Source organism: Dickeya zeae NCPPB 2538, assembly GCF_000406165.1.
GTDB classification, from domain to species: domain Bacteria; phylum Pseudomonadota; class Gammaproteobacteria; order Enterobacterales; family Enterobacteriaceae; genus Dickeya; species Dickeya zeae.
This window is the reverse complement of record NZ_CM001977.1, coordinates 3,087,157-3,113,824: the sequence shown is the minus strand read 5'-3', so window position 1 is coordinate 3,113,824 and position 26,668 is coordinate 3,087,157. Positions and strand designations below refer to the sequence as shown.

Annotated in this window: 25 protein-coding genes; 11 read left to right on the top strand and 14 right to left on the bottom strand. The window is 52.5% G+C overall.

Features of this window, described 5'->3' with window-relative positions; genetic code table 11:
* Positions 1-95: 95 nt before the first annotated feature.
* The 4 genes from DZE2538_RS13605 to manD form a co-directional block, all read right to left on the bottom strand.
* Positions 96-1,553: a mannitol dehydrogenase family protein gene (locus DZE2538_RS13605; protein WP_038916576.1), complete on the bottom strand. Its 1,458-nt coding sequence runs from the start codon at positions 1,551-1,553 to the stop codon at positions 96-98.
* A gap of 63 nt (positions 1,554-1,616) precedes the next feature.
* Entirely contained in the window at positions 1,617-3,161 is a 1,545-nt protein-coding gene (locus tag DZE2538_RS13600; RefSeq protein WP_038916575.1) for an MFS transporter, read from the bottom strand.
* 30 nt (positions 3,162-3,191) lie between these two features.
* Positions 3,192-4,598 (bottom strand): glucuronate isomerase, encoded by a 1,407-nt coding sequence (gene uxaC, locus DZE2538_RS13595; protein ID WP_038916574.1) that lies wholly within the window; start codon positions 4,596-4,598, stop codon positions 3,192-3,194.
* Between the two features lie 26 nt (positions 4,599-4,624).
* Complete coding sequence (manD, locus tag DZE2538_RS13590) at positions 4,625-5,839, bottom strand: D-mannonate dehydratase ManD (RefSeq protein WP_023640315.1); 1,215 nt, start codon at positions 5,837-5,839, stop codon at positions 4,625-4,627.
* A 274-nt stretch (positions 5,840-6,113) separates the two neighbouring features.
* Here manD and DZE2538_RS13585 point away from each other — a divergent pair, with 274 nt between their 5' ends.
* A complete protein-coding gene (locus DZE2538_RS13585; RefSeq protein WP_038916573.1) occupies positions 6,114-7,205 on the top strand; it encodes an iron-containing alcohol dehydrogenase family protein in 1,092 nt (363 codons plus the stop codon).
* Positions 7,206-7,336: 131 nt separating this feature from the next.
* Here DZE2538_RS13585 and pelI read toward each other — a convergent pair whose 3' ends face one another.
* Entirely contained in the window at positions 7,337-8,377 is a 1,041-nt protein-coding gene (pelI, locus tag DZE2538_RS13580; protein ID WP_038916572.1) for a pectate lyase PelI, read from the bottom strand.
* A 628-nt stretch (positions 8,378-9,005) separates the two neighbouring features.
* Here pelI and DZE2538_RS13575 point away from each other — a divergent pair.
* Complete coding sequence (locus tag DZE2538_RS13575; protein WP_236616967.1) at positions 9,006-9,353, top strand: DUF3888 domain-containing protein; 348 nt, start codon at positions 9,006-9,008, stop codon at positions 9,351-9,353.
* 209 nt (positions 9,354-9,562) lie between these two features.
* Here the strand turns inward: DZE2538_RS13575 and DZE2538_RS13570 are convergent, their stop codons facing one another.
* From DZE2538_RS13570 to DZE2538_RS13560, 3 genes are all read right to left on the bottom strand, one after another.
* Positions 9,563-9,751, bottom strand: a complete 189-nt coding sequence (locus DZE2538_RS13570) for a YjfB family protein (RefSeq protein WP_019844956.1) — start codon at positions 9,749-9,751, stop codon at positions 9,563-9,565.
* Between the two features lie 462 nt (positions 9,752-10,213).
* The gene (locus DZE2538_RS13565) at positions 10,214-10,690 is read right to left on the bottom strand and encodes a WbuC family cupin fold metalloprotein (RefSeq protein ID WP_012884037.1); all 477 of its coding nucleotides are present in this window, start codon (positions 10,688-10,690) and stop codon (positions 10,214-10,216) included.
* Positions 10,691-10,995: 305 nt separating this feature from the next.
* On the bottom strand, positions 10,996-12,135 hold the full coding sequence (locus tag DZE2538_RS13560) for a ribosomal protein uL16 3-hydroxylase (RefSeq protein WP_038916571.1): 1,140 nt from the start codon (positions 12,133-12,135) through the stop codon (positions 10,996-10,998).
* Between the two features lie 230 nt (positions 12,136-12,365).
* Here DZE2538_RS13560 and DZE2538_RS13555 point away from each other — a divergent pair, with 230 nt between their 5' ends.
* From DZE2538_RS13555 to DZE2538_RS13545, 3 genes are read left to right on the top strand one after another with little or no spacing between them, the layout of a single operon-like run.
* Positions 12,366-12,695 carry an ArsR/SmtB family transcription factor gene (locus DZE2538_RS13555; protein WP_012885568.1) on the top strand — a complete coding sequence of 110 codons (330 nt, stop codon included), beginning with the start codon at positions 12,366-12,368 and terminating at the stop codon, positions 12,693-12,695.
* A gap of 6 nt (positions 12,696-12,701) precedes the next feature.
* On the top strand, positions 12,702-13,130 hold the full coding sequence (locus tag DZE2538_RS13550; RefSeq protein WP_080638421.1) for a YeeE/YedE family protein: 429 nt from the start codon (positions 12,702-12,704) through the stop codon (positions 13,128-13,130).
* A 13-nt stretch (positions 13,131-13,143) separates the two neighbouring features.
* Positions 13,144-13,554, top strand: a complete 411-nt coding sequence (locus DZE2538_RS13545) for a DUF6691 family protein (protein ID WP_019844959.1) — start codon at positions 13,144-13,146, stop codon at positions 13,552-13,554.
* Positions 13,555-13,778: 224 nt separating this feature from the next.
* Here the strand turns inward: DZE2538_RS13545 and DZE2538_RS13540 are convergent, their stop codons facing one another.
* The 3 genes from DZE2538_RS13540 to DZE2538_RS13530 form a co-directional block, all read right to left on the bottom strand.
* Complete coding sequence (locus DZE2538_RS13540; RefSeq protein ID WP_019844960.1) at positions 13,779-15,317, bottom strand: diguanylate cyclase; 1,539 nt, start codon at positions 15,315-15,317, stop codon at positions 13,779-13,781.
* Between the two features lie 502 nt (positions 15,318-15,819).
* The gene (locus tag DZE2538_RS13535) at positions 15,820-16,713 is read right to left on the bottom strand and encodes a proline iminopeptidase-family hydrolase (RefSeq protein WP_038916570.1); all 894 of its coding nucleotides are present in this window, start codon (positions 16,711-16,713) and stop codon (positions 15,820-15,822) included.
* 84 nt (positions 16,714-16,797) lie between these two features.
* Positions 16,798-17,550: a LuxR family transcriptional regulator gene (locus tag DZE2538_RS13530; protein WP_038915150.1), complete on the bottom strand. Its 753-nt coding sequence runs from the start codon at positions 17,548-17,550 to the stop codon at positions 16,798-16,800.
* A gap of 268 nt (positions 17,551-17,818) precedes the next feature.
* Between DZE2538_RS13530 and DZE2538_RS13525 the strand changes: the two genes are divergently transcribed.
* The 5 genes from DZE2538_RS13525 to DZE2538_RS13505 are packed head-to-tail and all read left to right on the top strand — an operon-like array spanning position 17,819 to position 23,108.
* The gene (locus DZE2538_RS13525) at positions 17,819-18,757 is read left to right on the top strand and encodes an ABC transporter permease (RefSeq protein ID WP_038916569.1); all 939 of its coding nucleotides are present in this window, start codon (positions 17,819-17,821) and stop codon (positions 18,755-18,757) included.
* A complete protein-coding gene (locus DZE2538_RS13520) occupies positions 18,754-19,599 on the top strand; it encodes an ABC transporter permease (protein WP_038916568.1) in 846 nt (281 codons plus the stop codon). The genes DZE2538_RS13525 and DZE2538_RS13520 overlap by 4 nt, the downstream gene beginning before the upstream one ends.
* Complete coding sequence (locus DZE2538_RS13515; RefSeq protein WP_038916567.1) at positions 19,596-20,579, top strand: ABC transporter ATP-binding protein; 984 nt, start codon at positions 19,596-19,598, stop codon at positions 20,577-20,579. The genes DZE2538_RS13520 and DZE2538_RS13515 overlap by 4 nt, the downstream gene beginning before the upstream one ends.
* A complete protein-coding gene (locus DZE2538_RS13510; protein ID WP_038916566.1) occupies positions 20,576-21,613 on the top strand; it encodes an ABC transporter ATP-binding protein in 1,038 nt (345 codons plus the stop codon). The genes DZE2538_RS13515 and DZE2538_RS13510 overlap by 4 nt, the downstream gene beginning before the upstream one ends.
* Positions 21,594-23,108, top strand: coding sequence for an ABC transporter substrate-binding protein (locus DZE2538_RS13505; protein ID WP_012885558.1), 1,515 nt, complete (start codon positions 21,594-21,596; stop codon positions 23,106-23,108). The genes DZE2538_RS13510 and DZE2538_RS13505 overlap by 20 nt, the downstream gene beginning before the upstream one ends.
* A gap of 211 nt (positions 23,109-23,319) precedes the next feature.
* Here the strand turns inward: DZE2538_RS13505 and DZE2538_RS13500 are convergent, their stop codons facing one another.
* The 3 genes from DZE2538_RS13500 to DZE2538_RS13490 form a co-directional block, all read right to left on the bottom strand.
* Positions 23,320-24,123: a pyrroline-5-carboxylate reductase family protein gene (locus DZE2538_RS13500; protein WP_038914354.1), complete on the bottom strand. Its 804-nt coding sequence runs from the start codon at positions 24,121-24,123 to the stop codon at positions 23,320-23,322.
* On the bottom strand, positions 24,120-25,304 hold the full coding sequence (locus tag DZE2538_RS13495) for a M20 aminoacylase family protein (RefSeq protein ID WP_038916565.1): 1,185 nt from the start codon (positions 25,302-25,304) through the stop codon (positions 24,120-24,122). The genes DZE2538_RS13500 and DZE2538_RS13495 overlap by 4 nt, the downstream gene beginning before the upstream one ends.
* A 121-nt stretch (positions 25,305-25,425) precedes the next feature.
* Positions 25,426-26,127, bottom strand: a complete 702-nt coding sequence (locus DZE2538_RS13490) for a GntR family transcriptional regulator (protein WP_038914352.1) — start codon at positions 26,125-26,127, stop codon at positions 25,426-25,428.
* Between DZE2538_RS13490 and DZE2538_RS21045 the strand changes: the two genes are divergently transcribed.
* A complete protein-coding gene (locus DZE2538_RS21045) occupies positions 26,117-26,272 on the top strand; it encodes a hypothetical protein (protein ID WP_155242660.1) in 156 nt (51 codons plus the stop codon). The two genes, DZE2538_RS13490 and DZE2538_RS21045, sit on opposite strands and share 11 nt — an antisense overlap.
* The last annotated feature ends 396 nt before the right edge of the window (positions 26,273-26,668 follow it).

Genomic DNA, 26,668 nt, shown 5'->3' with positions numbered 1-26,668 from the left:
GATACATGGTTAGCCAACGCCTTATCCATAAGGCGTGTGATTTTCCCCTCGGGGGCGCACAGGCTGACGGGGCGGCCTGCGCGCCCCGGGCGGTATTATTGCATTAGCGCCTGTAGCGTGGCGTTAACACCGTGATCGACCAGCGACAGATAATAGCGGGTGACGGTCTGGACAAAACGGCTATCGGCGGGCAGGTCGCGACCAAAAATGCTCTCCTGCGCCAGCAGGGCGTTAACACGCGCCTCGCCTTGTGCGCTGTGTTGGACAACCTGCGCCAGCACCTCTTTTTGTGGATCGCTTATCTCGATCGGCTGGCCTTGTTCATCCACGCCGCCGACATAGCGCATCCAGCCCGCCACCCCCAGCGCCAGCATGTCGAACCGGCTGTTATGGGCCAGATGCCAGCGAATGGAATCCAGCAGGCGCGGTGGCAGTTTTTGCGAGCCATCCATGGCGATTTGCCAGGTGCGGTGCTTCAGCGCCGTATTGCGATAACGTTGCAGCAGTGCGTCGGCGTAAGCGACTCTATCGACCCCGATGGTACGCAGTGTCGGTGCCTGCTCCTGTAGCATCAGGTGACGTGCGGCGGCGACCAGTACCGGGTCCTGCATACAGTCGCTGATATGCGCGTAACCCGCCAGATAACCGAGGTAGGCCAGAAACGAGTGACTGCCGTTGAGCATACGCAGTTTCATTTCTTCATAGGGTAAGACATCTGACACCAGTTCAGCGCCGCCTTTTTCCCATTCCGGTCGCCCGTTGACGAAGTTATCTTCGATGACCCACTGGAAGAAGGGCTCGCAAGCGACACCCGCCGGGTCATCAACCCCCAGCATGGCGGTGATTTGTGCCCGTGTTTCCGCGGTGACCGCCGGTACAATGCGGTCCACCATGGTCGACGGAAACGTCACGTTTTGTTCTATCCAGCCTGCCAGGCCGGGCTCCTGCAACTGCGCTAACTGGGTGATGACGTTGCGTGTCACATGGCCATTTTCCGGCATGTTATCGCACGACATAACGCTGAACGGCGGCAGGCCATGTTCTCGGCGGCGTCTGATAGCAGCCAGTATCACGCCCGGCAGGGAACGGGGTTGCGCCGGGTGTTGAAGGTCATGCACGATCAACGGGTGTTCGGTGTTTAACTGCCCGGTAGCAGGGTGGTGGCAGTAACCTTTTTCCGTCACGGTGATCGACACAATGGCTATCTCGGGTGCGCTGAGCGCCGCCAGAATGCTTTCAATGCCGTCCAATTCGGCGTGCAGTGCTTTTTTCGCCACACCGATGAGGCGGCTGCTCCAGTTATTGCCCGCCATTTCCGATACCGACCACAGCAGATCCTGCTGCCGGATATCCTTGATCTGTTGCTCTCCGCCAATCAGGTTGATTTCACAATAGCCCCAATCGCTGCCGAATTGTGCGGCCAGTTTATCTGCGCACACCGCCTGGTGAGCGCGATGGAAGGCACCAAAGCCAATATGGGCGATGCGTGCCACCAGTTTACTACGGTCATACTCAGGCTTTACCGCGTTTGCCTGTAACAGTGGAGTTGTCATGACTTTTTTCCTAACGTGAATGCTTACCGGTGGTTTTTGACCACCGGAGTGACTGCTGAAATGTTATTCACCGACGTGAGTGATGGTTCGCGCCCTGTTGAGGGTGGGGGATTCGCTGTGTTGCCACAGGGTGTCGTAGGCATGACCGGTCAAGTCTTCCACGATACGACGTGTCTCTGGCGTGACGTCCTGCTTCCTGCCGTTCGCTTTCAGGCGCTCGACTTCATCGATAAGGACTTTGTGCGTTTGCTTATTGAGGTGGAAGGTCAATGCCTGCCACAGCGCAATCAGCAATAACCCAGCAGTACCGATAAACATCAGCCCGGCGATGGTGTTAATCGCTTCCTGCGGTTGCAACTGACTGCCTTTTACAAAGCCCCCCGATTGCAACAACAAACCGACGACAAAGGTGGCGATGGCAACCGTGGTTTTGCGTGAGAAGGTCATGACTGCCGCGAACAGCCCTTCACGGCGCTGGCGTGTGACCATCTCATCGATATCCGGAATGAATGGGAAAACATTCCAGGGGGTAAATTCCAGCACGCAACGGCCAACCTGATAGCAACCCGCCAGCGCCACCAGTGCCACTGTCTTGTTATCCATCGGCACGCGGTAGACATAAAAGAAACCGGCGAGACAGACCATCATCACCGTGTAGGCGAAGATGTACAAACGTGATGGACCGTATTTGATTATGGCAAGCCCTGCCAGCAACGTCACCGGTAACCCGACAATGCTCATGGAAAGCAGGCTGCCAGCAAAGGACGACGAAACGTTCAGGCAGTAGACGCAGAAGAACACGAACACGGTGTTGTAGACGTCTTTGGCGGTAAACGAGAACAGGTAAATGGCCAGGTGCTTTCTAAAGGCACGCACACGCAGGGTAGAGGCATAATCCTTCAGCAGCCCACCGAGCATCCGCAGTTTTTCCCATACGGTGCCAGGGTGCCGTTTCGCTTCCAGTTCCTCCAGCATTTCCGGGGTGAGTTCACGTTCCCAGGTCACTTTCCATGAGATAAACACGCACAGCATAAAGGTCACGGCGAACATCACGCCATTAACCAGATACGCGTTGGCATCGTGCTCGCCATAGTGCTTAATCAGCAGGCCGGGGATAAAGGTAGCAAGGAATGTCCCCAGTGCCGACAGAAACATACGGCAGGTAGAAAGCTTGGTACGTGAGTTAAATCCTTTGGTCATTTCCGACGGTAGTGTTTCCCACGGGATGAGCACCATCGCGGCGATAATTTCGAATGCCAAATACACCGACAAATAAAACCAATAATTCATGCCGTTTATCCATAACAGGGAATAAACCAGCATCAGCGGTGCACCAATTAATAAAAAGAATCGGCGGCGGCCAAATTTTTTACCAAAATAATTTTTATAGAAATGATCGGTAAAGCTACCCATAAATAAACTAACAATCGCATCGACAATACGAGCGATGGCGACAATAGATGCCGCCTCTACGGGAGTTAACCCCACAAAGGTGGTATAGAAAAAGAGTAACCAGGCTCCGATGACGGTAAAGGCACCGCCACCCATAATATCTGTCAGGCCATAACCAATACTGACGGGTATCGTGACTTTCTTGGTACCAGACATAATTTATCCTCATTGAAATGAGAGTAATAATCAGAATTTAAAATAGTGTAGGGCGTTATCGTGGCAAATATTTCTTACCATGCGTTGGAGAATGAGCGTGTCGGCAGGATAGTCTCCATTTTCAATCCACTGCCCGATTAATCCACAGAGAATGCGTCGGAAATAATCATGCCGGGGATAAGAAACAAAACTGCGTGAGTCAGTCAGCATACCGACGAAATTCATTAACAACCCTTGGTCTGCCAGGGTGTTAAGTTGGTTTTGCATACCACGGCGGGTATCGTTAAACCACCAGCCAGAACCGAACTGTAGCGGTGATTTAACGCCGTCTTCGCCAGATTGGAAATTGGCAATCGTCGAGGCCACAATATCGTTGTACGTTGCGTAGAGATTATAGAGAATGGTTTTCGGTAAGTGATTCTCCCTGGTTATGGCATTGAAAAAGGCATTCAGATTACTGGCTAACTGATTCTGATCGGCAATGGAATCAAACCCACTGTTGATGCCCACGTTTTCAAGCATTCGCTGGTTGTTATTACGAATGGCACCGAAATGAATTTGCATGGCCCAATCATATTTTTTATAAAGCCTGGACAGCGTAATTAATAATACACTCTGCCAGGTAATGTTTTCTGCAGGGGATAATGTCTTGTTCTGTATTTTTTTCAGGAATACCGCCTCGGCTTCAGCAGGCGTGCATTCGCTAAACGTGAAATCTCCCAATCCGTGATCGGAAATACGACAGCCGACATCATGGAAATATTTCACACGCGCTTCCAGCGCACGCTCAAAATCCGCCAGTTGGGTGATTTTTTCACCCGTTAATTCCGACAGGCGTGTCAGTGCAGTAAAAAATACCTGATGTTGCTGGGAAAAAAACTCATCCGGACGGAACGTTGGCAATACGCGTGGCGTGAAGGTGTCGTCCTGTTTTAATAACCGGTGGTAGTGCAAGTCATCCAGCGGCGAGTCGGTGGTGCAGATAACCTCCACCCGTGAGCGCGTCATCAGCGCGCGTGGCGTGAAAGCCTCGTCGCGGAGCTGGCGATTACAGGCCTCCATGATTTCACGCCAGTTACGGCTGCTGAGCGGTTCATCAATGCCAAAGTACTGTTTGAGCTCCAGATGCGTCCAGTGATAAAGCGGGTTGCCGAACGCTGCTTCCACGGTTTCTGCCCAGGCCTGAAATTTTTCTTCTGCGGTAGCATCGCCAGTGATTTTAGCTTCGGGGATGCCGTTGGCGCGCATCGCGCGCCATTTGTAGTGATCGCCTGCCAGCCAGAGCTCGGTTATGTTGCTGAACTGGCGGTTGTGGTAAATATCCTTGGCGTCCAGGTGACAGTGATAGTCAATGATGGGTAAGTCACGCGCGACCTGTTGGTAGAGCGTTATTCCCGTTGGGTTGCCTATCATGAAGTTGTCGTTAATCAAGCTCATGGCTTTCTCTCCACCCTGTCGTTGGTTTACCAGTTCCACAGCGTGCCATCTTCCAGGCGGGCAACCGGCAGATAAGCGGGGTCGTAGGGGTATTTGGCCGCCAGTTTTTCGTCAAACTCGATCCCCAAACCGGGTTTGTCGCCGGGGTGCATATAACCGTCTTCAAACGTCCAGTTATGCGGGAAGACTTCCAGCATCTGTTCGGAATACCCCATAAATTCCTGAATACCGAAATTCGGTACCCAGAGATCGAAGTGCAATGCGGCGGCCATGCAGACGGGTGACAAGTCCGACGGGCCGTGCGAACCGGTACGAACCTGATACAGCGAGGCGAAATCGGCGATACGGCGCATCCCGGTAATGCCGCCAGCGTGGGTGATGGTGGTGCGGATATAATCGATTAACTGCTCTTCGATCAGTTGTTTACAATCCCAGATGCTGTTGAAGACCTCGCCGACGGCAATCGGCGTGACGGTGTGCTGGCGAATCAGGCGGAAGCAGGCCTGATTTTCGGCCGGTGTCGGGTCTTCCATCCAAAACAAACGGTACGGTTCCACGCTTTTACCAAAACGCGCGGCCTCAATCGGTGTCAGGCGGTGGTGCATGTCGTGTAGCAGGTGTTCGTTAAAGCCAAATTTGTTACGCACGGCTTCAAACAGGTTGGGCGTGAAGTCGAGGTACTTCTCCGTTGACCAGACTTGTTCTTCCGGCCAGTTGCCTTTGGTGGCGGGTTCATACGCCAACCCTTTGCCCTTCGCCATACCATAGGTAGTTTTCATACCCGGAATGCCGCACTGCACACGAATCGCTTTGAAACCCTGCTCGCGGTGGCGGGCATAATCATCCAGCACTTCGTCGATAGAGTGACCGGTGGTATGGCAATACACCATGACGCCACTGCGGGAAGCGCCACCCAGCAACTGATAGAGCGGCATGTTTGCCACTTTGCCTTTGATATCCCACAACGCCATATCCACGGCGGAAATGGCCGACATGGTGACTGGACCGCGACGCCAGTAAGCACCTTTATAGAAATATTGCCAGATGTCTTCGATCTGCCGGGCGTCACGACCGATCAGCTGCGGGCAAAGATGATCTTTAAGGTAAGACGCAACGGAGAGCTCCCGTCCGTTCAGAGTGGCATCGCCAAGACCAGTAACACCGCTGGCCGTGGTGATTTTCAGGGTAACGAAATTACGTCCCGGACAGGTGACAAACACTTCTGCGCTAACAATTTTCACGGTTTTGAGTCCTTTTCATGTCTTCTACACTAACTACCATACAAGTATATATTCGCGCGCACTATGCGCTGCCTCACAGTTATTCATCTGGACGGGTGAAAAACCGCCTCACGCCATGCCGGAATCGCTGATGGCAATCTGTAGCTAAAAACCGCCATTAAGTGGCATAGTGTTTGCTTGATAAAGGGTGTGCCTGGCAAAAGCAGAGGGCAGTATCGAGCCCCGATAGGCCATTAACAGCAATCAATGACAGCAAACAGGAACAGTAATAGAGATGACACAACAGGTTTTCTTTCCCGCCACCGTGTTACGTGGCGTCGGGGTCAGTCAGCAGTTGGGGGCGGTGTGTGCCCGGTTCGGTAGTCGGGTTCTGGTGGCAGGAGGGCATCAGGCGCTGGCAGCCGCACAAACACTGGTAATAGAGCAACTGCGGCAGGCTGGGGTGACGCTGACGGCGGTGGAGTGGTCCGGTGAGCAGTGCAGTGTCAGCCAGATAGAGCGGTTGTGTGCGCGAGTGCGTGAAACCGACAGCGATCTGATCCTGGCGGTCGGCGGCGGTAAAGCACTGGATACCGGGAAAGCGGTGGCGTTTCAGTGTGGCATTCCGGTAGTGACATTGCCGACTATTGCTGCTACCTGCGCGGCGGTGACCCCGCTGTCGGTGCGTTACCATGATGACGGTCATTTCCACGATTTGTATCACCTGCCGGTGGCCCCCGCCGCCGTGGTGATAGACAGCGCGCTGCTGGTGCGTGCGCCGCTGCGCTGGCTGGCTGCCGGGTTAGGGGATACGCTGGCCAAATGGTATGAGTTCCGTGCGATTGATAAAGGTGACGATAGAAATGGTTTTGCGGCGTCGTCACGTGCTAACAGCGAGATCTGCTTTCGGTTGATAGCGCAGCACGGTGAGGCCGCCTGCCGTGCGGTAATGGAAGGGCAAGCCAATGACGCACTTGATCAGGTGCTGGATGCCATCTTCCTGTTTGCCGGGCTGACATCGCTGATGGCCAGTGGCGCGCATGCCGCCGCTTCCCATGCGCTGTATGAAGGGTTCACCGTGTGTGATAAAACCCGTGAATTTGGTCACGGCTTGCTGGTCGGTTTTGGCAATTTGTGTCTGCTAGCGCTGGAACAGCGTAGCGATGAGGAGTTGCTGGAAGCGATTCGGCTGGCGCATGCCTGTGCGGTGCCACTAACGTTGAATGCTATCTGCCCGGACCTGTCTGAAGATGAACTGGCGGCGATTATTCGTGCCTCGATTGACGCGCCGGATATGGCGAACATGCCGTTTAGCGTGACCGAACCGATGGTGCTTCAGGCGATACGCCGGGTCGAAGCGCTGGCGGTGCGCGTCACAGTCGGGTAACGCGCGAACCATTATGGAGTCGTCTCACCCAGCGGGTGAAGCGATAAAAAAGACCGGGCCATTCACCCGGTCTTTGCCTGTTTGATACTTTAGGAAGCCCATGTTGTGTTTCAATCAGTCAAGTGACCCTGTCAGAGTTTGGTCACATCTGAACGGCTAACTTTGCAGTTAGCGGTATTCCATTGATCTTCGTCTTTGTACTTCTTGCTCTCGCCGTTACCTTTCTCGACGCCGATGTACTCTTCGCAAACCTTCGGTTTGCCTGCTTTATAGTCTTTGATTTTGATGTTCTTGAGTGTCGCAACATCACCGTAGTTGCGGTTAACGCCAGCAATACTGCCGATGGTGCCGTTAACGATCAAGCCGTCAACACTCAGGAAACGTGGGCCACCGTTGTTGGTACAGTCACCGCAGGAGCGCCACAGTTTCCCGTGTTCGCCGGTCAAGGTGAAGTTGCCCTTCACCACGGTGGTGCTGTTCTTGGCATTCTGCTGCAACACCTTGTCTGGCTTGCCACCGTAACCACCGTTGGCGTTATGCGCGATCCCGCCGATGATGGTCATGGTTTTGCCGTTATTGGTTGCGGCATCTTCGCAGACGTCTTCCCAGATGACGTTTTCGATGGTGCAGTTGCCGCTGTCGCAGTGGATGCCGTCCGCGCCGCCGGAGGCGGAAATACGCAGGTTTTTCACTGAGGCGTTTTTCAAAATGATCAGCGGTTTCTGTTTATCGCTGTCATTCGGACAGGACGTACCGATGGTCACACCACCGCAATCCACACTACGGTTTTCGAATGTCACGCCCGGCTTACACTCAGAGCTGGCTTTTGCTGCACGCAGCGGGCCGGTGCTCGGAGCGTTGGTCACGGCATTTGATACCGTCTGGTTTTGCGTATCGCTGACCACATCTACCCAGTACCAGTAGTTGACGCCGCTATTGGTGTCGGCATCTTGAAAAGTACGAGTTTCCGAGTCCAGCACAGCGATACGCTCACGCTGGTCAGGATTACTGGTGGTGCCACGATACACTTCCTGGCGTGCGACTTTGCTTTCGTCGGTAGACCAGCCCAGATAATTCACATCGTTTTTCTGGGTCATCATCAGTGTGGTTTGGGTCGCGAGCGACGGTGCCGCTAGCACGAGTGCACACAGAGGCAATACATACTTAAACATACAATCTCCTTGTAAATCCCACAGGTATTGACTCTCATTCAATTGAGAGAAAGAAATAAATAAAAGCGGGTACTTCCTGAAAGTATCGAGACTACTATAGATCAAAAAATAAAAGGTGTGAGAAAAATAAACCGCTGTTTTGAAAATTAACTAAGAGTGAAAGTAATCCATTTTATTTTCTCATTCAGAACAGAGAATTCGTTATGGTAATTTGTGATTTACGAATGAAAAATATAAAAACGACTGTGATAGACATCAATTTTTTATTGTTGATGAATTGATTTTTTACGGTGTTTACGAATGGGAATAGAGACATGTGAATAACAGGCGAATAATAAAGCCCGTGGTTTATTCAGCCGCTATAGTGATCTCACTGGTGGTCTCAATGAGATGCTGAACGCTGCCACCGCAGGCTGGCTGCCAGATGATGACAGCATCAAACACCAGAGTGGAAAGGTAATCGCCGGGCGATTTTCATTCAGATGACTACGCTGTTATTTCTTAACAAGGTAAAAGGTTGTAACGTAAAAATGGTGAATGTATTCATATGCATGTCACATTGTTTTCATTTATAGGGATTTATGCTGAGAGTTACATAGGGACGTCTGTGGTGATGATGAAGAGGAGTATGTGGGGAACACCCGTTGCCATACTATGGGGTGTCGTAATGGCAGGGTCGACACTGTTGGCAGGATGTGGTGGCGCGGAACCGACAGAGCAGGAAATCAGGCAAGCCGTTGATGAGAGCGTGACGCAAACCAATCAGGAAATAAAGCAGCGAGTCGGCTCGCTTTTTAATGACGAGATGTTAATTAAAATCAATTCATTAAAAATATTGGGCTGTATTAGAATCAAAAATAAAACGTATCAATGCAATGTCGAGCTTGATATCACCCCACCGCAAGGTGGAAACAAAAAAGAAACCGTTATGCTGGTTTTTATTCAGGAAGACGGTATATGGAAACTAATCAAATAAGCGGTTTCTTTTTTTGATAAATAACGCGGACAGTTGTTTTGGTCGTGATATGACGTAGAGCTGTAGTTCTGTCATACAAATTGCTTTTTGGTGAAGCGGCACGTGATGCGTTAACGAAAAGAAACCCGGCGGGTTGTATGACTCGCCGGGTTTGTACAATCTGTCTTAACGGGAAATCTGTTGATGCATTCCTGATAAGACAACCGGGATTACGCGGTGGTGTTGATGTTGCGTCCGATCGCCGGATTGGCAGGTAATTGAGGGATGGACTGGACGAGGCTGGTCACGGTGTCTTTCTGATTATCCAGAGATTTTTTAAGAACAGCAGTACCGATCTCGCTGCTAAGCTGCATGTTATTCAGACCAGTGGAAAGCGATGCAATTTGTGATACATCCATTGTGGTTATCCTATGGTTGTGCTGGAAGAGGGCCGGTACAGCAATGAACTGCTCTGTGTAAATGAACTGCTCTGCGTACCGACGTGACGTCCATCAATACGGTATCCATTCGCATACCGATGCGCTGACTCAATGTGACACCAGCGTCTTTACGGTATCGGTCTTTTTTGCTCAAACTTTAGGCTAGCAGGTTCGGGACATGACTGCCGCTCTTTTCGTCACATTAGTCGTATTCGCTCAAACTTGACCTGACAGTATTTTCTGGTAGTGCACAATCAAATCTGACAGTCGGTTTTGAGCGAGGAGCGGAAGTTGGCGCTAAAAAGATGACTACCGATGCCGTGTCGATTCAAAATAAAAATGAGAATCAGCGTCTGAAGATCACCAGTGCCTCTGCATTTTCGGCCACACAGTGGTGTTCTTTGAAAAAGTCATGTAAAAGCACTCTGCTCAAAGCAAAAATTACAGGGTAAAACCACCATCACCCACTTGCGCCAGTGCATACCATTTCATCAACTCAGCCGTTCCCGGCTCGTTTTCGGCGGGGGCCCATGGGGCCATATCTTGCTCAGCTACTGGCTGGTAACCCCCGTGTTTTACCTCAAAAATAACGCCTCCTTTATCCATCGACAACACTGCATGCCAGGTCCCCGCATCCATTTCCAGCACCTTGCAGTCTTCACCTAACACAACGCGGTGGGTCACGTTGCCTTCGTCATCAAAATTCAATACCAAAAAGCGTCCGATGAGGGATGTCAGCAGCTCAAACGTGTGCGGGTGGCGGTGAGGGCGAACATAGGTACCCGGTTCCATAGCGATAGCCAGGCGCTGAACAGGATCGCTCAATTCAGGGTGGAGATTACGATGAGCACGTAAGCGAGGGGAATTTTCAGCCTGTTCGCTTTGTTCTTGTAGATCACTGAACGTAATTTGTTTCATATTGGCCTTTGTGAATGTAGGTCGCTCACAGGAAACCGGATGCCGTGAGGTTTTATGCTATCAATATCTTTTTAATCATTAGCGTTTCAACTTTCCAAAGCAGAAACAGGATTTGTTACTTTTACTGAAAATAGCTTATCAATTTTTCGCCTATGTATCAGATCATTCATTGCATGGTGTCAACGGGGTATGTTCTGCTCTTCGGTGAAAATTACATATTATCGATAGTAATGTCCGCTTGGCACAAAGCTGCCTGTCAGCTTTGTGCCGTATAAAGTGCCAGATCTGGTCGCGACTAGTACATATTAGTCGTCGTCTGCGATGTCGTCGTCGAAGAACCAGTAACCCTGATTGATCAGTCCGGTTAATTCCGCCACGAAAGCCGGGTTGTGCAGCGCGTCACCCAGTTCTTTTTTACCGATAGTGGTGTAACGGCACAAGGCATCGGCTGCATCCGGGGCGACGGTATCCAGTTCTTCACTATTAATGAAAAAATGGTTCCCAATATGCAGTACCCGTAGTCCGTTTAAGCGGGTCAGTACTTCACCGGCCTGCAGGGCATCGGCAATCTCATCCGGTTCGTAGAGTGGTTCCGCTGGTGCGATATCCAACTCGTGGCGTGGTGTGCTCGCAAAGCGACCAAACCACTGTTTAAACGCTTCCGGCTGATTGATCACCTCAATCATCATGTTACGCAGGCGATCAAGTTCATACTCTTCCACCCGGCCTGGGTGTTCCCGGCAGGTTAAGTCTGGGTCGCTGTAGTGCTCGCTGCCGAGGTCGTGTTCCAGCGCATAGTCTGCAAAGCTGCTGATCAAATCTCTACCATTCGGCCCACGGAAACCAACCGAGTAGTTGAGTGTGGTTTCGAAGGTGAAGCCATCGTGCGGGAAACCCGGCGGAATATATAAGATGTCGCCCGGTTCAAGCTCTTCTTCAATAATTGGCGTGAGCGGATCAACGTGCAGCAGTGCAGGATGCGGGCAGAACTGGCGCATCGGCAATTTATCACCGACCCGCCAGCGGCGGCGGCCCATCCCCTGAATAATAAACACATCGTACTGGTCAATATGCGGGCCAACGCCGCCACCCGGTACAGAAAAGGAGATCATCAAATCGTCTAAACGCCAGTCCGGCAGGACACGAAACGGGCGCACCAGCTCGGCAGACGGTGCATGCCAGTGGTTAACCGCCTGCGCCAACAATGACCAGCCGGTTTCCCCTAAGTGATCAAACTGCTCAAACGGGCCGTTCCATGCCTGCCATTGGTCATTCACATGGCTGACGATGCGGCTATCGACTTCCGGCTCCATCGCCAGACCCGCCAGCTCATCCGGCGTAATCGGGTCAACAAAATTCGGGAAGGCATTTTTTAACACAACAGGTTGTTTCTGCCAGTATTTTTCTAAAAATTCGGGCCAGTTAAGGTTAAGCTGATAAGCCATACATTCACACCAGTGAGAAGACAAACGGGCCTGATTATAAAGAGGCTGGGTGACTGGTCGCCTTGTCATGGGTCAAGGTCGTGCGTTTGGGCTGTTATCATTGTGAATAGATTGGTGAGGGCGTGACCGCTATCACGGCGTGCAACCGTCATGACAGAAGGTCACCACGGTTGAAATCATATTAAATCAAACTATATTATATATAATTGTATATTAATGAGGTGTCAGCTATGCTACAAACTGGCGATCAGACGTTACCCGACGACATGAGAAAGGCAGCTCAGGCGGCGGCGGATGTGCTGCGTGGGCTTGCTAACGATGACCGCTTACTGTTGATGTGCCAGCTTACCCGCGGGGAAGCCTGCGTAGCTCAGTTAGAGGAGCGATTGGGCATACATCAACCCACTTTATCGCAACAGTTAGGCGTGATGCGGCGGCTGAACCTGGTAGCGACACGGCGGGAAGGCAAACAGATTTTTTACCGCATCGAAGATGAACGGGTGCTTTCACTGCTCAACACGCTGTATACCCTGTACTGCCCGCAGGCAGAGGATGAGTAAAACATCATGATCAATCTTGAACAATTCACGCCATTGCCCAGTTTAAGCGGCGGTTTGCTGATTGGTATCGCCGCCAGTGTGCTGATTCTTTTTTGCGGCAGAATCGCCGGCATCAGTGGGATTCTGGCCGGTGTGTTGCCCGGAAAAGGAAAGATAATCGAGAAATGGCGGCTGGCGTTTCTTGCCGGTCTTATCCTCGCTCCGCTGTTGTATACCGTGTTCTTCCATCATCCCGACGTTGTGCTCAACACGTCCACACCCGGGTTACTGCTGGCCGGTTTTCTGGTGGGGGTGGGAACCCGGCTGGGTTCGGGATGCACCAGTGGACATGGTGTTTGCGGGTTGTCCCGTTTTTCCATTCGTTCGCTGGTCGCCACCCTGGTTTTTATGGTGGTGGGTTTCGCGACCGCCACATTAATCGGCTATTTTCAGTAGTAAGGATAAGACGATGACTCTTCTGGTGTCTTTTTTCTCCGGCCTGATCTTTGGATTTGGGTTACTGATTAGCGGAATGGCTAACCCGGAAAAGGTGTTGGGTTTTCTGAATTTATCCGCCGCCTGGGATCCGTCACTACTGTTTGTAATGGTGGGGGCTATCGCCGTCGGCATTGTTGGTTTTTCACTGGCAAAACGACGGAAAACGGCGCTTCTCGGCATGGATATGGCCTTACCAAAAAGTAAAACAATTGACGGCCCGCTCATCACCGGCGCACTGCTTTTCGGCGCAGGGTGGGGGATTGCTGGCATTTGCCCCGGACCGGCGCTGGTACTGGTGGGCGCAGGTTATACCAAGGGGATAATTTTTACCCTGGCGATGTTGGGTGGTATGGGGGTTGCCGGGCTGATTAAGCGTGCTTGATCATGCGTTATTGTATAAAGCGCCTGTGCTTTGGTGATAATACCGGGTGCCGGAGCATGTCGGGCTGTACAATAAAGCAGATTAAATCCTGTTCGATCGTCCCGATCAATTTTCTAAAGAAAGTCTGAGATCATTTTAGTGTCAGGAAAGGCCGTTAACTGCCCTATACGCGTGGGGATATTGTCACGATGTATCCACGCGTACAGGCTGTTTCGACAGCCAGGTTAGGCTTCATCAAAAACTTTTTTATCTTCCGTCAGAATATGTTCGATACAGAGCTCATAGACCAGAAACTGTGAAATAGCATCAAGCTCCAGATTTCCTCTTGAGAACAAATCAACCAGATAATCTAGTCGATCAATCAGGCTTTTGTGCTGTTGGTGATGTTCAGCTCTGTCTGGCGACGCTCTATCTGATGAGATCGATTTTTCCTCAAGAATGAAGTGAGCTAACATGGCTTCCCGCAGCCGCGCAATATAATTCAGTAACTGCGCTTTATTGTAATCCCGGTGGGCATAAGTGGCCCATTCGTTAGTGAGGTTGATAAGATTAACATGGTCACCATCAATATCATTTAGCCCCGTTGATAATTTATCAGACCAAATAATTGCAGGTGCACCCTTTTCAAATTGAATCGGAGCATCAAATAATGCCTTATTTTTCCCTGTTATTTTCGCATCATACAAAGCACTGTCAGCACGATCAAACCAGCTACTCCATGTGTCCGTGCTTAGACAAAGAGATAAACCAATACTTACACTCAGTGTTCTGTCAGGCAAAGACACCTCATGATTCACAGCATGACATAAGCGGTTGGCGATATCGTGCACCCCGGAAAGCCCAGTATTGGGGAATATGATCACCAGTTCTTCTCCGCCCCATCGCCCGATAATATCTGTATCCCGCAATTGAGCCCTGCACACGGCTGATATTTTAATTAATATCTGATCGCCAACAACATGCCCGTAGATATCGTTAACCTGTTTAAAATTATCAATATCGATGATCGCCAGCGCCACTGGTGTGCCATATCGCTTCAGACGGCCCATTTCATAAGTCGCGACTTCATCAATCTTACGCCGGTTCCAAAGGCCAGTTAATCCGTCTTTTAGGATTAACTCCATGTTTAAGTAATCTGTCCGCTCCTTCGTCATAAGAACAAAACCAACAGAAAAACAAATCACTGTAATTAAAACCGAGACATATAGCACCATCTGCGATATATCTCCTGAGTAGAGACCTTTTATATCTTGTGAGCGTAATAAAGCAAAAAAGACGCGATACGTCAGTATCACCATATTAGTCAGAATAGAAATAAGGACCAAATATTTCCCTCGTCCTTTAATCTGACGCCAGAAGCGCAAGAGCGCATAGGTAGTCATTAGCTCAATGCAGACATAAGCCGATGAGTTATAAATAATGCGGGCATCTTTACTGTCTTTATAAAGAAATGAAACCAGCGTCACATACAAAACCAGGAGCAGTTGAATTTTTGATGGCGGCGGGATTTTTAGAAATTTATAAATCCCTGCCATCCACAAGGAAATACTGATTGCAATACAGGTTTCGCCTGCCCAAACGAACAGGCTACCGTAACTCGCGGCGGTAATGAACAGGAGATATCCAGTACCATGTGCGATATTAGCGAAAGAGACATGATATAACCCGGATTTTCGCTCTGAGGCTGATGCTAATGAAATTGTTATCCCAAAAGTGAAGTTAATGACAACAATAAGTAAAAAAATTGTTTTAACGTCCAGCATTAATCACGACCCTAATATTGAGGAAAGATTAATATTCATTAATTATTTTAATGTAATCTGTGGGTAAGATATTCCAGTCTATAAGTATTATCTGAAAATAACCACGAGTAGAAAGTAAAAGATTATTGCCATCAGGTATTACTTTTAGACGGGGTATCGAGACATAAAATCACAGCAGAAAAAATTTCGGGGGTTATGATAATACGCGTAAATAATTCCGTGTAGCTGCCACCTGGGTAGGTGAGTATTACGACGTATGGATGGGGGGGCAACTCGTCATCGAATAAAGAGAAGAGGGCGGTAATTTATTGAGATACTCGCCATGACACCGCCGGTGATTGCTAACCCTGACACCGCGAACAGCATACCTTGCTTATTGGCTCTCATCTCTGTTTGCTTTTTCTCATAAGGAATGAACTAAGCGCCTTACGGCGCTTAAGCGTACAAACACTATCTACCTGATACCATCCACTTGATACAACCTACCTGGTGTTAGCAACCATTAACAATACTGCGTCAAAAAATCACTGACGGTCTGCATACACAATGACCGTTCTTCTACATGAGGCATATGGCTGGAGGATTCGAAAATTACCCATTGTGCACCGGTAATGTTGTCCATAAACGGCTGCACCACCTCGGGTGTTGCTTCATCATAGCGACCAGAAATCAGCAATGTGGGCACGCGGACTTGTGGCAAACGGTCGATAATCGTCCATTCTTTCATGCTGCCGATAACGTGGAATTCCGTCGGGCCGTTCATCGCGTGATATACCGTCGGGTCGGCGTCCATGGCGTCAAAGGTGCGCTGCACTTCCGGGGGCCAGGGTGAGAGCCGACAGACATGACGCTGGTAAAATACCTGGCTGGCCGCTTTGTATTCAGCGCTGTCCAGCGTGCCTGCCGCTTCGTGTGCCAGCAGTGTCTGCTGAACGTCCGGTGGAAGCTGCGCGCGCAGTTTCGCCGCGCCTTCCAGCCACAGCGCCATTGAGGCCGGTGAGTTGGCGATAATCATCGCTTTCAACCCTTGCGGCTGGGTGACCGCATGTTCGGCTGCCAGCATTCCGCCCCAGGATTGCCCCAGCAGCGCGTAGTTGTCGGCAATCTCCAGCGCTTGCAGTAGATGATTCAGTTCGTCGAGAAACAGCGAGGGCTGCCAGAAATCGGGGCTTTTCTCCGGCAGATGGGTGGAACGACCGTTACCTAGTTGATCGTAGTGGATCACGGCGCGCCCGGTCTCGGCGATATCTTTGAACGCATCAACATAATCGTGAGTGCAGCCGGGGCCACCGTGCGCGACCACCAACGGCGTCTGGCCGCTGTGCAGATCGCCGCAGATGCGAAACCAGGTCTGATATCCCCGGAAAGGGACATAGCCTTCTCGAATGGTGTACATGAGTGACGTTTACCCTGTTAAGTGAAGTGGCTTTCAGGTTAGAACGTCACTGCTTGCACTGAACACTAGCAAAAATGCTAGTTATTAACTGTCCAGCAAACGGTAATGCAACGCCCGGACAACCGCCTGCACGCGGTTGGTCGCGCCGAGCTTTTTCGCCGCTGTATTCAGATGCAGCGTGACAGTCGCGACCGAGCGGTGCAGCTTGCGGGCAATCTCTTTCGCCGTCAGCCCTTCGGCGGACCACGCCAGACATTCGCGCTCGCGGTTGCTCAGTTTGACATGGCGGCAGGTAAGCATTGAGGCGTCAAACAGCGGGAACGCCGACTCCTGAAAGCGGTGCGCCAGAAAGGTCAACTGCGCCAGCGTTTCGCTGATATCCCGCTCTTCCCGCTGGTCAGTCACAATGCCGGTTAGCGTGACAAAGCCGCCATTGGGCAGATGCAGCGGCACGGTGGCGCCGCAGGGCATATTGTTATCGCGCATGTAGTGCGTCACTTCTTGCGCGTGCTCATCCAGTCGCCCGTGCAATGCACTGCGATCCGGACGTTGATAAGACCAGACGAACGGCGCACAACTCTCCAGCGCAAAATGCTGAACCGGATCGACCTGATAGTAGCCACGCTCGCACCACAGCCGACGCATATCATCCGGTACATTGCGCATCTCCAGCAGCGACGGCGTAATCAGCACGCCTTCCAGCGAACGCGGCACCGGCGTGTAGTCGTAAATCACCGCATCAAAACCCAACGCCTGCGTCCGGGCGAACAGCCCGGCAAAAGCCTCTTCAAGCCTGGTGGCGTTGGTTGCACCAGGGCTTTCGATATCAATGCGCATAATGAACTCCCCCAAAGTAAACGGTGCCATGCCACGGGTACAGTGTGTGCAATTTTCCCGTGGCTTTGCCAAGGCATGCAATTCCGGTGCCGTCCTGCTGGAAAGGTAAAACTAGTATTTTTGCTAACTACCCAGCCCTGAATGATGTCGTTAGCGTAAAGAAAACGCCCGATAAGGCTGACCAGGCGCAAATTGATGACACAGGGCTGCACTGTGGCGGAGCGATTTTTTAACCCTTCACCACTGTATGCACCATGGGAGTTCGCTGATGCATCGTTACCGTTTTCTGTTATTTCGACCTTTGCAATTGCTGCCCGTACTGCTTGGGATCAGCATCATCACCTTCGCAATGGTACGGGCAATCCCCGGCGATCCGGCGCGTATTCTGCTTGGCGTACACAGTACGCCAGAAGCACTGGCGCGTATCCGTGCGCAGTTCGGTCTTGATGAACCGTTATGGGTGCAGTACGGCTACTTTCTGCGCAATTTATTACAGGGGGAGCTGGGCAAATCGATTGTCTACCACGTTGATACCCTGAAGCTGATTAACTCACGGCTTGAACCGACATTGTGGCTAGTGTTTGGCAGCGTGCTGCTGGCAGTGATCCTGACCATTCCGCTGGCCTCGCTGGCGGCACGGCAGCGCGGGCGGTTGGCGGATCAACTGATCCGTCTGTTCACCACTGCCGGGTTAGGGTTTCCGGCGTTCTGGCTCGGCATCATGATGATCATCATTTTTAGCGTGGTGCTCGGTTGGTTCCCGGTCTCCGGTTACGGTAGCGGTTTTGCCGACCAATTGCACCATATGGTGCTGCCGTGCCTGACGGTCGCACTGGCGCTGGCGGCGGTATTAATCCGCAACCTGCGCGCCAGCCTGCTGATGGAGATGAGCAGTGATTATGTCGTGGCGGCCAGGGCGCGGGGGCAGCGTGAAAACCGTATCTTCTGGCGTCACGTGTTGCCCAACTCATTGGTGCCGACCCTGAACCTGCTGGCGGTGAATATTGGCTGGCTGATCGGTAGCACCGTGGTGATTGAGAGTGTATTTGCCATTCCGGGGCTGGGCCAGTTGCTGGTGAAGGCGATTTTTAGCCGCGACTACATGGTGGTGCAGGGCGTGGTGATGGTGTTTGCGCTGGCGACCGTGGTCGTCAACCTGCTGGCTGATGTGCTGACCGTGGCGCTGGATCCGAGGGTGAAATTATGAGTGCGCTCAGCGTGATTTCCGGGTTACGTCGCCGGGCGATCCCTCGCCAGCACGCGTTGCGCGCCGGGATAGTGATTGTCTGTCTGTGGCTGTGTATCGCCCTGTTTGCGCCGTGGCTGGCACCGTTTGATCCCATTACGCAGGACGCCACATCGAGCCTGCTTTCCCCCGGCGGTGCGCACCTGTTCGGTACCGATAACTTTGGTCGCGATATCTTCTCGCGCGTGCTGTGGGGCGCGCGGGTGGATCTACAAATCTGCCTGCTGGGGGTTATCTTCCCATTTTTGCTTGGTACTACACTCGGTGCGCTGTCCGGTTATCTCGGCGGCGTGGTGGATGCGGCCATTATGCGGCTGATTGACATCGTGCTGGCGTTTCCTTTTCTGGTATTGATGCTGGCGATCATCGCCATCCTCGGGCCGGGGCTGGGCAGTTTCTATATTGCGATGGCGATGGTCGGCTGGGTCTCTTACGCCCGGTTAGTAAGGGCGCAGGTGCTGACGCTAAAACAGCGGGATTTTATTGTCGCGGCACGTAGCCTTGGCTACAGCCACGCGCGCATTCTGTTCCGCCATCTGTTGCCGAACGCCATCACTGGCGCGCTGGTGTTCTCCATGTCTGACTGTGTGCTGGTGCTGCTGAATGGCGCGGCGGTCAGCTACCTTGGGCTGGGTGTGCAGCCACCCACGGCGGAGTGGGGCGTGATGGTGGCGGAAGGGCAGAGCTTTATCACTACTGCGTGGTGGATAACCACCTTTCCGGGGCTGGCGATTGTGCTGCTGGCGATGGGCTTCAGCCTGCTGGCCGATGGCCTTGGCGATAAACTGGGAGCGCGCGTATGACACTGCTGACAGTCTCAGAACTGACTATTACCCGCGAGCCGGATATCGCGCTGGTCGATAAAGTTTCGTTTACGCTGAATGCCGGCGAGATGCTCGGTCTGGTCGGTGAGAGCGGTTCAGGAAAGACGGTAACCTGTCGGGCATTGATGCGTCTGTTGCCTGGTCAGGGGTTAGCCATTACCGGCGGCGAAGTGCGGCTGGGAGGCCGCGACCTGTTGTCGTTAAGCGACACGCAAATGTCGGCGGTGCGCGGGCGTGAAATGGGGATGATTTTCCAGAACCCGGCCAGCCACCTCAACCCGGTGATGACCATTGGCGAGCAAATTGCTGAAAGCCGCCGCCGTCATTTCGGTGCCAGCCGCGCACAAGCACGGGAAGATGCCAAAGAACTGCTGCGTCAGGTCGGTATCCCCGATCCACAAAACCGTATTCACAACTATCCGCACGAATTTTCCGGCGGCATGCGTCAGCGCGCGATGATCGCTGTAGCGTTGGCACCTGAGCCGTCGCTGCTGATTGCCGACGAGCCGACCACCGCGCTGGACGTTACTGTGCAAATGCAGATCCTGCGTCTGCTCAGCGACTTGCGACAGCAACTGGGGCTGGCGGTGATCATGATCACCCACGATCTCGGTGTGGTGGCACAAACCTGCGATCGCATTGCTGTCATGTACGGCGGGCGGCTGTGCGAAGTGGGGGGTAAGCGCGATGTACTGGCGCAACCGCTGCATCCTTACACCCGTGGATTAATTGATTGCCAGCCAGCCAGCGAAGGCGGGCAGGGGAGACTGATGACCATCAGCGGCCAGCCTCCAGTGGCGGATAACTTCCCAGCCGGTTGCCGTTTTCATCCCCGTTGTCAGCATGCCAGCGCGGCTTGTCAGCAGCAGCCTGCGCTGCGGCAGGGGCGCGACACACTGGCACATGCGGCGGCCTGCCATCACGCATTACAACCCCTTAGCCTGCGGGAGGACGCATGACGACATCAGCAAACTGGCCGTTGTTAGAGGCGGACAATGTCAGCGTGACCTTTCCGGTTTCCGGCGGCCTGCCTGGCACCGGGCGGAGGGTGCACGCCGTTAATGGCGTCACACTGAAAATTCACGCCGGGGAAACCCTCGGTCTGGTGGGCGAATCCGGTAGCGGCAAAAGTACGCTGGGTCGGGCGTTATTGCAGCTTGAGCGGGTGACGGCGGGCGAGGTGCGCTTCGATGGATACCGTATTACGCATGGACTGAAGAGTGACGTGGCGCGGTTGCGCCTGCAAACGGCGATGATTTTTCAGGATCCTTTCGCCTCGCTTAACCCGCGCCAGACCATCGGCGACAGCATCGCGGAAGTGCTGCGTGTACATCAGAAAGTGCCGCGCAATGGTGTGCATGCGCGAGTGGCTGAACTGTTGACGTTAGTCGGGCTACGCCCGGAGCAGGCGAAGTCTCGACCTGGCCAGCTTAGCGGCGGGCAGTGCCAGCGTGCCGGTATTGCACGTGCGCTGGCGATCGAACCCCGGTTGATTGTGGCAGATGAGTGCGTGGCGGCGCTGGACGTTTCCATTCAGGGGCAGATCGTTAACCTGCTGATGGAGCTGCGTGAAAAGATGGGGCTGGCGATTTTGTTTATCGCGCACGATCTGGCGATTGTGCGCCGCCTGTGCGATCGCGTGGCGGTGATGTACCTCGGGCGCATTGTCGAAGAAGGACCGTCCGAAGCGGTGTTTACTCAGCCGCGCCACCCCTATACCGCCGCGCTGGTGGCGGCTATTCCGGAAATCGACCCTGATAAACCGCTGCCCACAGCACCGCTTGGTGGCGAACCGCCCAGCCCATTATCCATTCCACAAGGTTGCGCTTTCCATCCGCGCTGCCCCTATGCGCAAGTGCAGTGTCGCACTGGCGCGTTACCTCCAACCCGGCAGATTGCCGATCACGCATATTCCTGTGTGTTGACCCACACAGGCGATGAGACTGTTTTTCCTTTAACCAGGAGATCTTTTGATGAAGCACAAGCATGTTAAGTTGTTGGCGGCCAGCGTTTTTCTGGCGCTCAGTGTGGTCAGCGAAATGGCACAGGCGGCAGGCGTATTAACCATTGGCCGTCGCGAAGACAGCACCACGTTCGACCCGATCAAATCGGCGCAAAACGCCGACAACTGGGTGTTTTCCAACGTCTTTGATCCGCTGGTGCGGGTGGATAAAACCGGCACCAAACTGGAGCCGGGCGTGGCGGAAAGCTGGACCGTTTCGCCGGACGGCAAGGTCTATACCTTTAAAATTCGCGACACCAAATTCTCTGACGGTACACCGCTGAGCGCCAGCGATGCCGCGTTCAGCCTGCTGCGTATTCGTGATGATGCCGGTTCATTGTGGCGCGATTCGTACAGCATTATCGATAAAGCCGAAGCGCCGGATGCACGTACGCTGATCGTCACGCTGAAATCGCCGTCGGCACCGTTCCTGTCACAACTGGCATTGCCGAATGCGTCGGTTATTTCGGAAAAAGCGCTGAAGGCCGAAGGGGCGGAGACATTTGCCGAAAAACCGGTCGGTTCTGGCGCGTTTAGCGTGAAAGAGTGGGTGCGCGGCGAGAAAATCGTGCTGGTGAAGAACCCGAACTTCTGGCAGGCGAAGAACGTTAGCCTCGACGAAGTGGACTGGCTGACTATTCCTGATGACAACACCCGTATGCTGAAAGTGCAGGCCGGTGAGTTGGATGCCGCGCTAATGGTGCCGTTTTCGCGTATTGCCTCACTGCAAAAAGACAACAACCTGAAGGTGGAACTGGATCCATCAACCCGTGAAGATCATCTGTTGATCAACCACTCGCACGGTGTGCTAGGTAAAGTGGAAGTACGCCAGGCGCTGGACTTTGCCATCGATAAAGAGGCAATCGTGAAAACTGTGACCTTTGGTTACGGCCAGGTGGCGAACTCCTATATCCCGGCTGGCGCGCTGTATCACTACAGCGATAACCTGCGCCGCGCCTACGATCCAGAGAAAGCTAAGCAGATGTTAAAAGCCGCAGGGGCGTCTAACCTCACGCTGAATTATCTGGTGAATGCCGGTGATGAAGTCGATGAACAAATCGCTATCCTGCTGCAACAGCAACTGGCGAAAGCGGGTGTGAAAGTGAACCTGCAAAAAGTCGATCCGAGCCAAAGCTGGAATATGCTGATAGCGGGCGACTATGATATTTCGGTGATGTACTGGACCAATGATATTCTCGACCCGGATCAAAAAACCACCTTTGTACTGGGTCATGACACGAATATGAATTACATGACGCGTTATAATAATGACAAGGTGAAATCACTCGTGGCGGCTGCGCGGGTGGAAATGGATCCGAAAAAACGTGAGCAAATGTATATTGAATTGCAAAAAATGGCGAAAGCCGACGTGAACTGGATCGATCTCTATTATAGCTCTTATCGTAATGTCACTCGGAAAAACATCGACGGTTTCTACCAGAATCCGCTTGGCCGTTTCTTTCTCGAAGACACGGTAAAGAAATAATATACGCTTCAACATTGGTTCAAGCCGCTATATAACTATTTCATGCGGCTTGGACCAATCGCTATACAGGCATATCCAAACAAGGCGAGTTGCCCTGACTGTTACACTGATGCCATTAACGGCGTACTCCTCCCTGGACATAAGGCCCAATAGCGGCAGGTGCCTGAGAAGTTGCAATTGCTGACATAGACCAACCTTATTAAAAGTCGCGTTATTTTTGACCGGAAAGTTCTGTTGTTCGACGTACCGCAGCCAGAACACTGCTTTGCAGGCCAGCAGCGAAATCACTTTTATTCAACTCGTATAAGCCATTAATGCCGACTCCCGCCGGAGAGTTATTAATATCCATCAGTTGGCGTGGATGGCGTCCGGATAACTTAAGCATTTCAACCGCGCCGACCAGATTTTCCCACACTACCTGCGTCGACTGAGTGCGGGTTAATCCGGCAAGTACACCGGCGTCAGCCAGCGCTTCGACAAAGTAATAGACATAGTTGACGCCAGCGACAGCAAAACCGGTGAAGACGTCAATCAGCCGTTCCTCCAGCACCATCACCTTGCCGAAACTTTCGAGGAATGGCATAACGGACGCGCTGTTGACATAAGCATTAAACGCCACGCCGCTGTAGCCCAGCCCGGTATCCGTCAGCGTATTCGGGATGATCCGCGTAATCGGGCGCGACTCGCCCAGCATGGCAGACAACTGAGCCAGCGTTACACCCGCAATAATAGAAATGACCGACGCCTGCGGTGCCGCATGCGCTTTAATCAGCTGTGCGACACCGGCAATATCATCCTGCGGGCGAACCCCTATCACGATGTGATCCGCGGCGGCCAGCGCGTTGGGCAAATCTTGGGTATTGCTCAACCGATAGCGCGCTTTCAGCGTTTCAATTCGCTCAGGATCAATATCCGATAAGCTGACTTCATCCGGGTTTAATGCACCGCGTTTTAAGGCGGCGCGCAGAATGGCTTCGGTCATTTGACCGGCACCAATAAAGTGGATATGACTCATAGTGAATCCTCGGAAGTAACAGAAACAGGGCCCAATGACCTCTCCACCAGCGATACCCAAAGACCGATGCCGGGTGCGATAAGTTGGTCATTAAAATCGTAATGCGGGTTATGTAATGTCGCGCCCGGCGTTGGGCCATCGGCCCCCAGCCATAGATAAGCGCCCGGACAGGCCTCCAGAAAATAGGCGAAATCTTCCGCTGCCATGGATGGCGATAACTGCGTGTGGACCTGCGTGATCCCGGGGACGTGGCGTGCGGCATCCGCCAGCATTTTGGCCTGTTGCACATGGTTGACCGTGACCGGGTAACCGTATTCCCAGCGAATGCTGCCCGTAACGCCAAACGGCTGGGTGAGCTGTTCGACATACTCCGCCATCAGGGTCTGGCAACGCGCTCTGGCGGCCTGACTGAGGCAACGCAACGTGCCGGACACGTGCATTGTCTGCGGAACGACATTGATCGCTTCTCCAGCCTGCAGTTGCGTCACGCTGATCACGGCGCTGTCCAGCGGAGAGAGGCGGCGCGTCGTGATCGTTTGCAATGCGGTAATCAGGTGCGCACCGGCCAGCACCGGATCGGCTCCTTTTTCCGGCATCGCCGCATGGCATCCCACGCCAGTCAGCGTGATAAAAAAATTGTCCTGCGAAGCCATCATCGGGCCTGCGCTAACGGCCACTTCGCCTACCGGCAACCCCGGCCAGTTGTGCAGCGCATAAACTGCAGAAACAGGGAAGCGCGTAAAGATCCCTTCTTCCACCATCAAACGCCCGCCACCGGCATTCTCTTCCGCAGGCTGAAAAATAAAGTACACCGTACCGTTGAACGCTCGGGTCTGGCTGAGATAGCGTGCCGCCCCCAGAAGAATAGCGGTATGCCCGTCATGCCCACAGGCGTGCATCGTGCCTGCCGAGGTTGAGCACCAGGCAACGGCGTTATTTTCCTGGATGGGGAGTGCGTCAATATCAGCGCGCAGGGCTATCGCCGGGCCCTCACCATGGCGAAGCACGCCAACCACGCCAGTACCCGCGATACCGGTATGCACTTCAAGATCATATTCGCGCAGCAGGCTGCTGATTTTCGCGGAAGTATTAAATTCTTGTAAGCCAATCTCCGGGTGCGCGTGGATCTCACGCCGCCAGATAATCGCCTGTTGAATAATCTCTTCGGGAATGGCGCGCATATTTCCTCTGCATTTTCCCGGCACAATGCCGCAGCATGACGCTGTGAATGGATGACCAGAACGCATAATGCCTTCTGGTAGCGGATTACATTATTGTGTTTTTTTAACGAAAAAGAGTGGCTCAGGGTTTGCCAAAATAGATTCTGGCCAGCCCTTCTTTTGTCACTTCAACCGCGTGCTCGGCGCTTAATGAAATATGTTGCTCAATCAGCACCACGCCTTTTTCTATATCCCGCTGACGTAATGCCGCGATAATGTCGACATGTTCGTCATAAGCATTATTCCTGCGCACAGGCGTTTCGAGATCGATACGTCGGAAAAAGCGGCTGAGCGAATTCAGGCTATCGAGCATTTCATAGAGCCGACCGTTATGGGAAATACGGGCTATCTCCATGTGGAAACGTTCGTCGATTTCCGCGATCTTCGCCCAGTCCTGCTCGGTTTGCGCCGGGCGATGCTGGCTCACTTCCTCCCAGATAGCCGTGGTCGCGGCGATCTCTTCATCGGTTGCCCGCAGGCAGGCGAAACGAAAGGTGGATTGTTCTATCACCATTCGCACTTCATACAGCTCGCGGACACCCTCCGGCGTCAGGTCGCGGGAGTAAAAACCCCGGTTGGGTACAAAGTTCATAAAGCCATCTTTTGCCAGACGGTTCAGCGCTTCCCGTACTGGGGTGCGCGAGACGCCCAGTTGTGCCGCAAGCTCCACTTCATTCACCCGTTCGCCGGGACGAAAGTGGTAATCAATCGCCAGGCCTTTCACTTTCTCGTAGACCTTTTCCACACTGTCAGCGCTACGGGATTTCTTTTTAATGGCAACCACATTATCCCCTTATTTACCGCATGCTCAGCACGAAAATAAAAATGCTGTACAGGTTATTTCACGTAATGTTTTTATAGATAACACAGCGAAAAAAACAACTCAACACAAAAGTGAATACACTTCTGCTTTATTTAAAAAACACTGATTCATAAGTGTTTTCTATCTTATTTCTTTTTGTGGTGATTTTTTCGCACCATTTTACGGCAGCATTGCACCAAAATGAATCAACGTGACTTCACTTTTGTATGCAGACGTTTTTATCAATCACAATAAAAAAAGAAAGTGAAAGTTTTACTGTGCGATTTTTATTATTTTAGATTTCCTTGTATTTATTCGGGAATTTGCATTTGTCTTGCCTGAAATAAGCACGTGCTGTCGGGAACAGCCTGGCTTTCTGGCATCGTCTTTGCTTAATGCATAAGTGTATGCACTTATATATTCACTTTGGTGCGCACTTTTTTGGCATGACCAGGCAGGCTTGTGCACGTCTGCACAGGCGACAAAACACCGGCCTCAGAAGTCGGTAACAGCAAACCGGAGA

Bases quoted from the DNA above. Each gene is read 5' to 3' on its own strand.
- DZE2538_RS13605 (WP_038916576.1), bottom strand. From the start codon at position 1,553: ATGACAACTCCACTGTTACAGGCAAACGCGGTAAAGCCTGAGTATGAC.
- DZE2538_RS13600 (WP_038916575.1), bottom strand. From the start codon at position 3,161: ATGTCTGGTACCAAGAAAGTCACGATACCCGTCAGTATTGGTTATGGC.
- uxaC (WP_038916574.1), bottom strand. From the start codon at position 4,598: ATGAGCTTGATTAACGACAACTTCATGATAGGCAACCCAACGGGAATA.
- DZE2538_RS13585 (WP_038916573.1), top strand. From the start codon at position 6,114: ATGACACAACAGGTTTTCTTTCCCGCCACCGTGTTACGTGGCGTCGGG.
- pelI (WP_038916572.1), bottom strand. From the start codon at position 8,377: ATGTTTAAGTATGTATTGCCTCTGTGTGCACTCGTGCTAGCGGCACCG.
- DZE2538_RS13575 (WP_236616967.1), top strand. From the start codon at position 9,006: ATGTGGGGAACACCCGTTGCCATACTATGGGGTGTCGTAATGGCAGGG.
- DZE2538_RS13570 (WP_019844956.1), bottom strand. From the start codon at position 9,751: ATGGATGTATCACAAATTGCATCGCTTTCCACTGGTCTGAATAACATG.
- DZE2538_RS13565 (WP_012884037.1), bottom strand. From the start codon at position 10,690: ATGAAACAAATTACGTTCAGTGATCTACAAGAACAAAGCGAACAGGCT.
- DZE2538_RS13560 (WP_038916571.1), bottom strand. From the start codon at position 12,135: ATGGCTTATCAGCTTAACCTTAACTGGCCCGAATTTTTAGAAAAATAC.
- DZE2538_RS13555 (WP_012885568.1), top strand. From the start codon at position 12,366: ATGCTACAAACTGGCGATCAGACGTTACCCGACGACATGAGAAAGGCA.
- DZE2538_RS13550 (WP_080638421.1), top strand. From the start codon at position 12,702: ATGATCAATCTTGAACAATTCACGCCATTGCCCAGTTTAAGCGGCGGT.
- DZE2538_RS13545 (WP_019844959.1), top strand. From the start codon at position 13,144: ATGACTCTTCTGGTGTCTTTTTTCTCCGGCCTGATCTTTGGATTTGGG.
- DZE2538_RS13540 (WP_019844960.1), bottom strand. From the start codon at position 15,317: ATGCTGGACGTTAAAACAATTTTTTTACTTATTGTTGTCATTAACTTC.
- DZE2538_RS13535 (WP_038916570.1), bottom strand. From the start codon at position 16,713: ATGTACACCATTCGAGAAGGCTATGTCCCTTTCCGGGGATATCAGACC.
- DZE2538_RS13530 (WP_038915150.1), bottom strand. From the start codon at position 17,550: ATGCGCATTGATATCGAAAGCCCTGGTGCAACCAACGCCACCAGGCTT.
- DZE2538_RS13525 (WP_038916569.1), top strand. From the start codon at position 17,819: ATGCATCGTTACCGTTTTCTGTTATTTCGACCTTTGCAATTGCTGCCC.
- DZE2538_RS13520 (WP_038916568.1), top strand. From the start codon at position 18,754: ATGAGTGCGCTCAGCGTGATTTCCGGGTTACGTCGCCGGGCGATCCCT.
- DZE2538_RS13515 (WP_038916567.1), top strand. From the start codon at position 19,596: ATGACACTGCTGACAGTCTCAGAACTGACTATTACCCGCGAGCCGGAT.
- DZE2538_RS13510 (WP_038916566.1), top strand. From the start codon at position 20,576: ATGACGACATCAGCAAACTGGCCGTTGTTAGAGGCGGACAATGTCAGC.
- DZE2538_RS13505 (WP_012885558.1), top strand. From the start codon at position 21,594: ATGAAGCACAAGCATGTTAAGTTGTTGGCGGCCAGCGTTTTTCTGGCG.
- DZE2538_RS13500 (WP_038914354.1), bottom strand. From the start codon at position 24,123: ATGAGTCATATCCACTTTATTGGTGCCGGTCAAATGACCGAAGCCATT.
- DZE2538_RS13495 (WP_038916565.1), bottom strand. From the start codon at position 25,304: ATGCGCGCCATTCCCGAAGAGATTATTCAACAGGCGATTATCTGGCGG.
- DZE2538_RS21045 (WP_155242660.1), top strand. From the start codon at position 26,117: ATGGCAACCACATTATCCCCTTATTTACCGCATGCTCAGCACGAAAAT.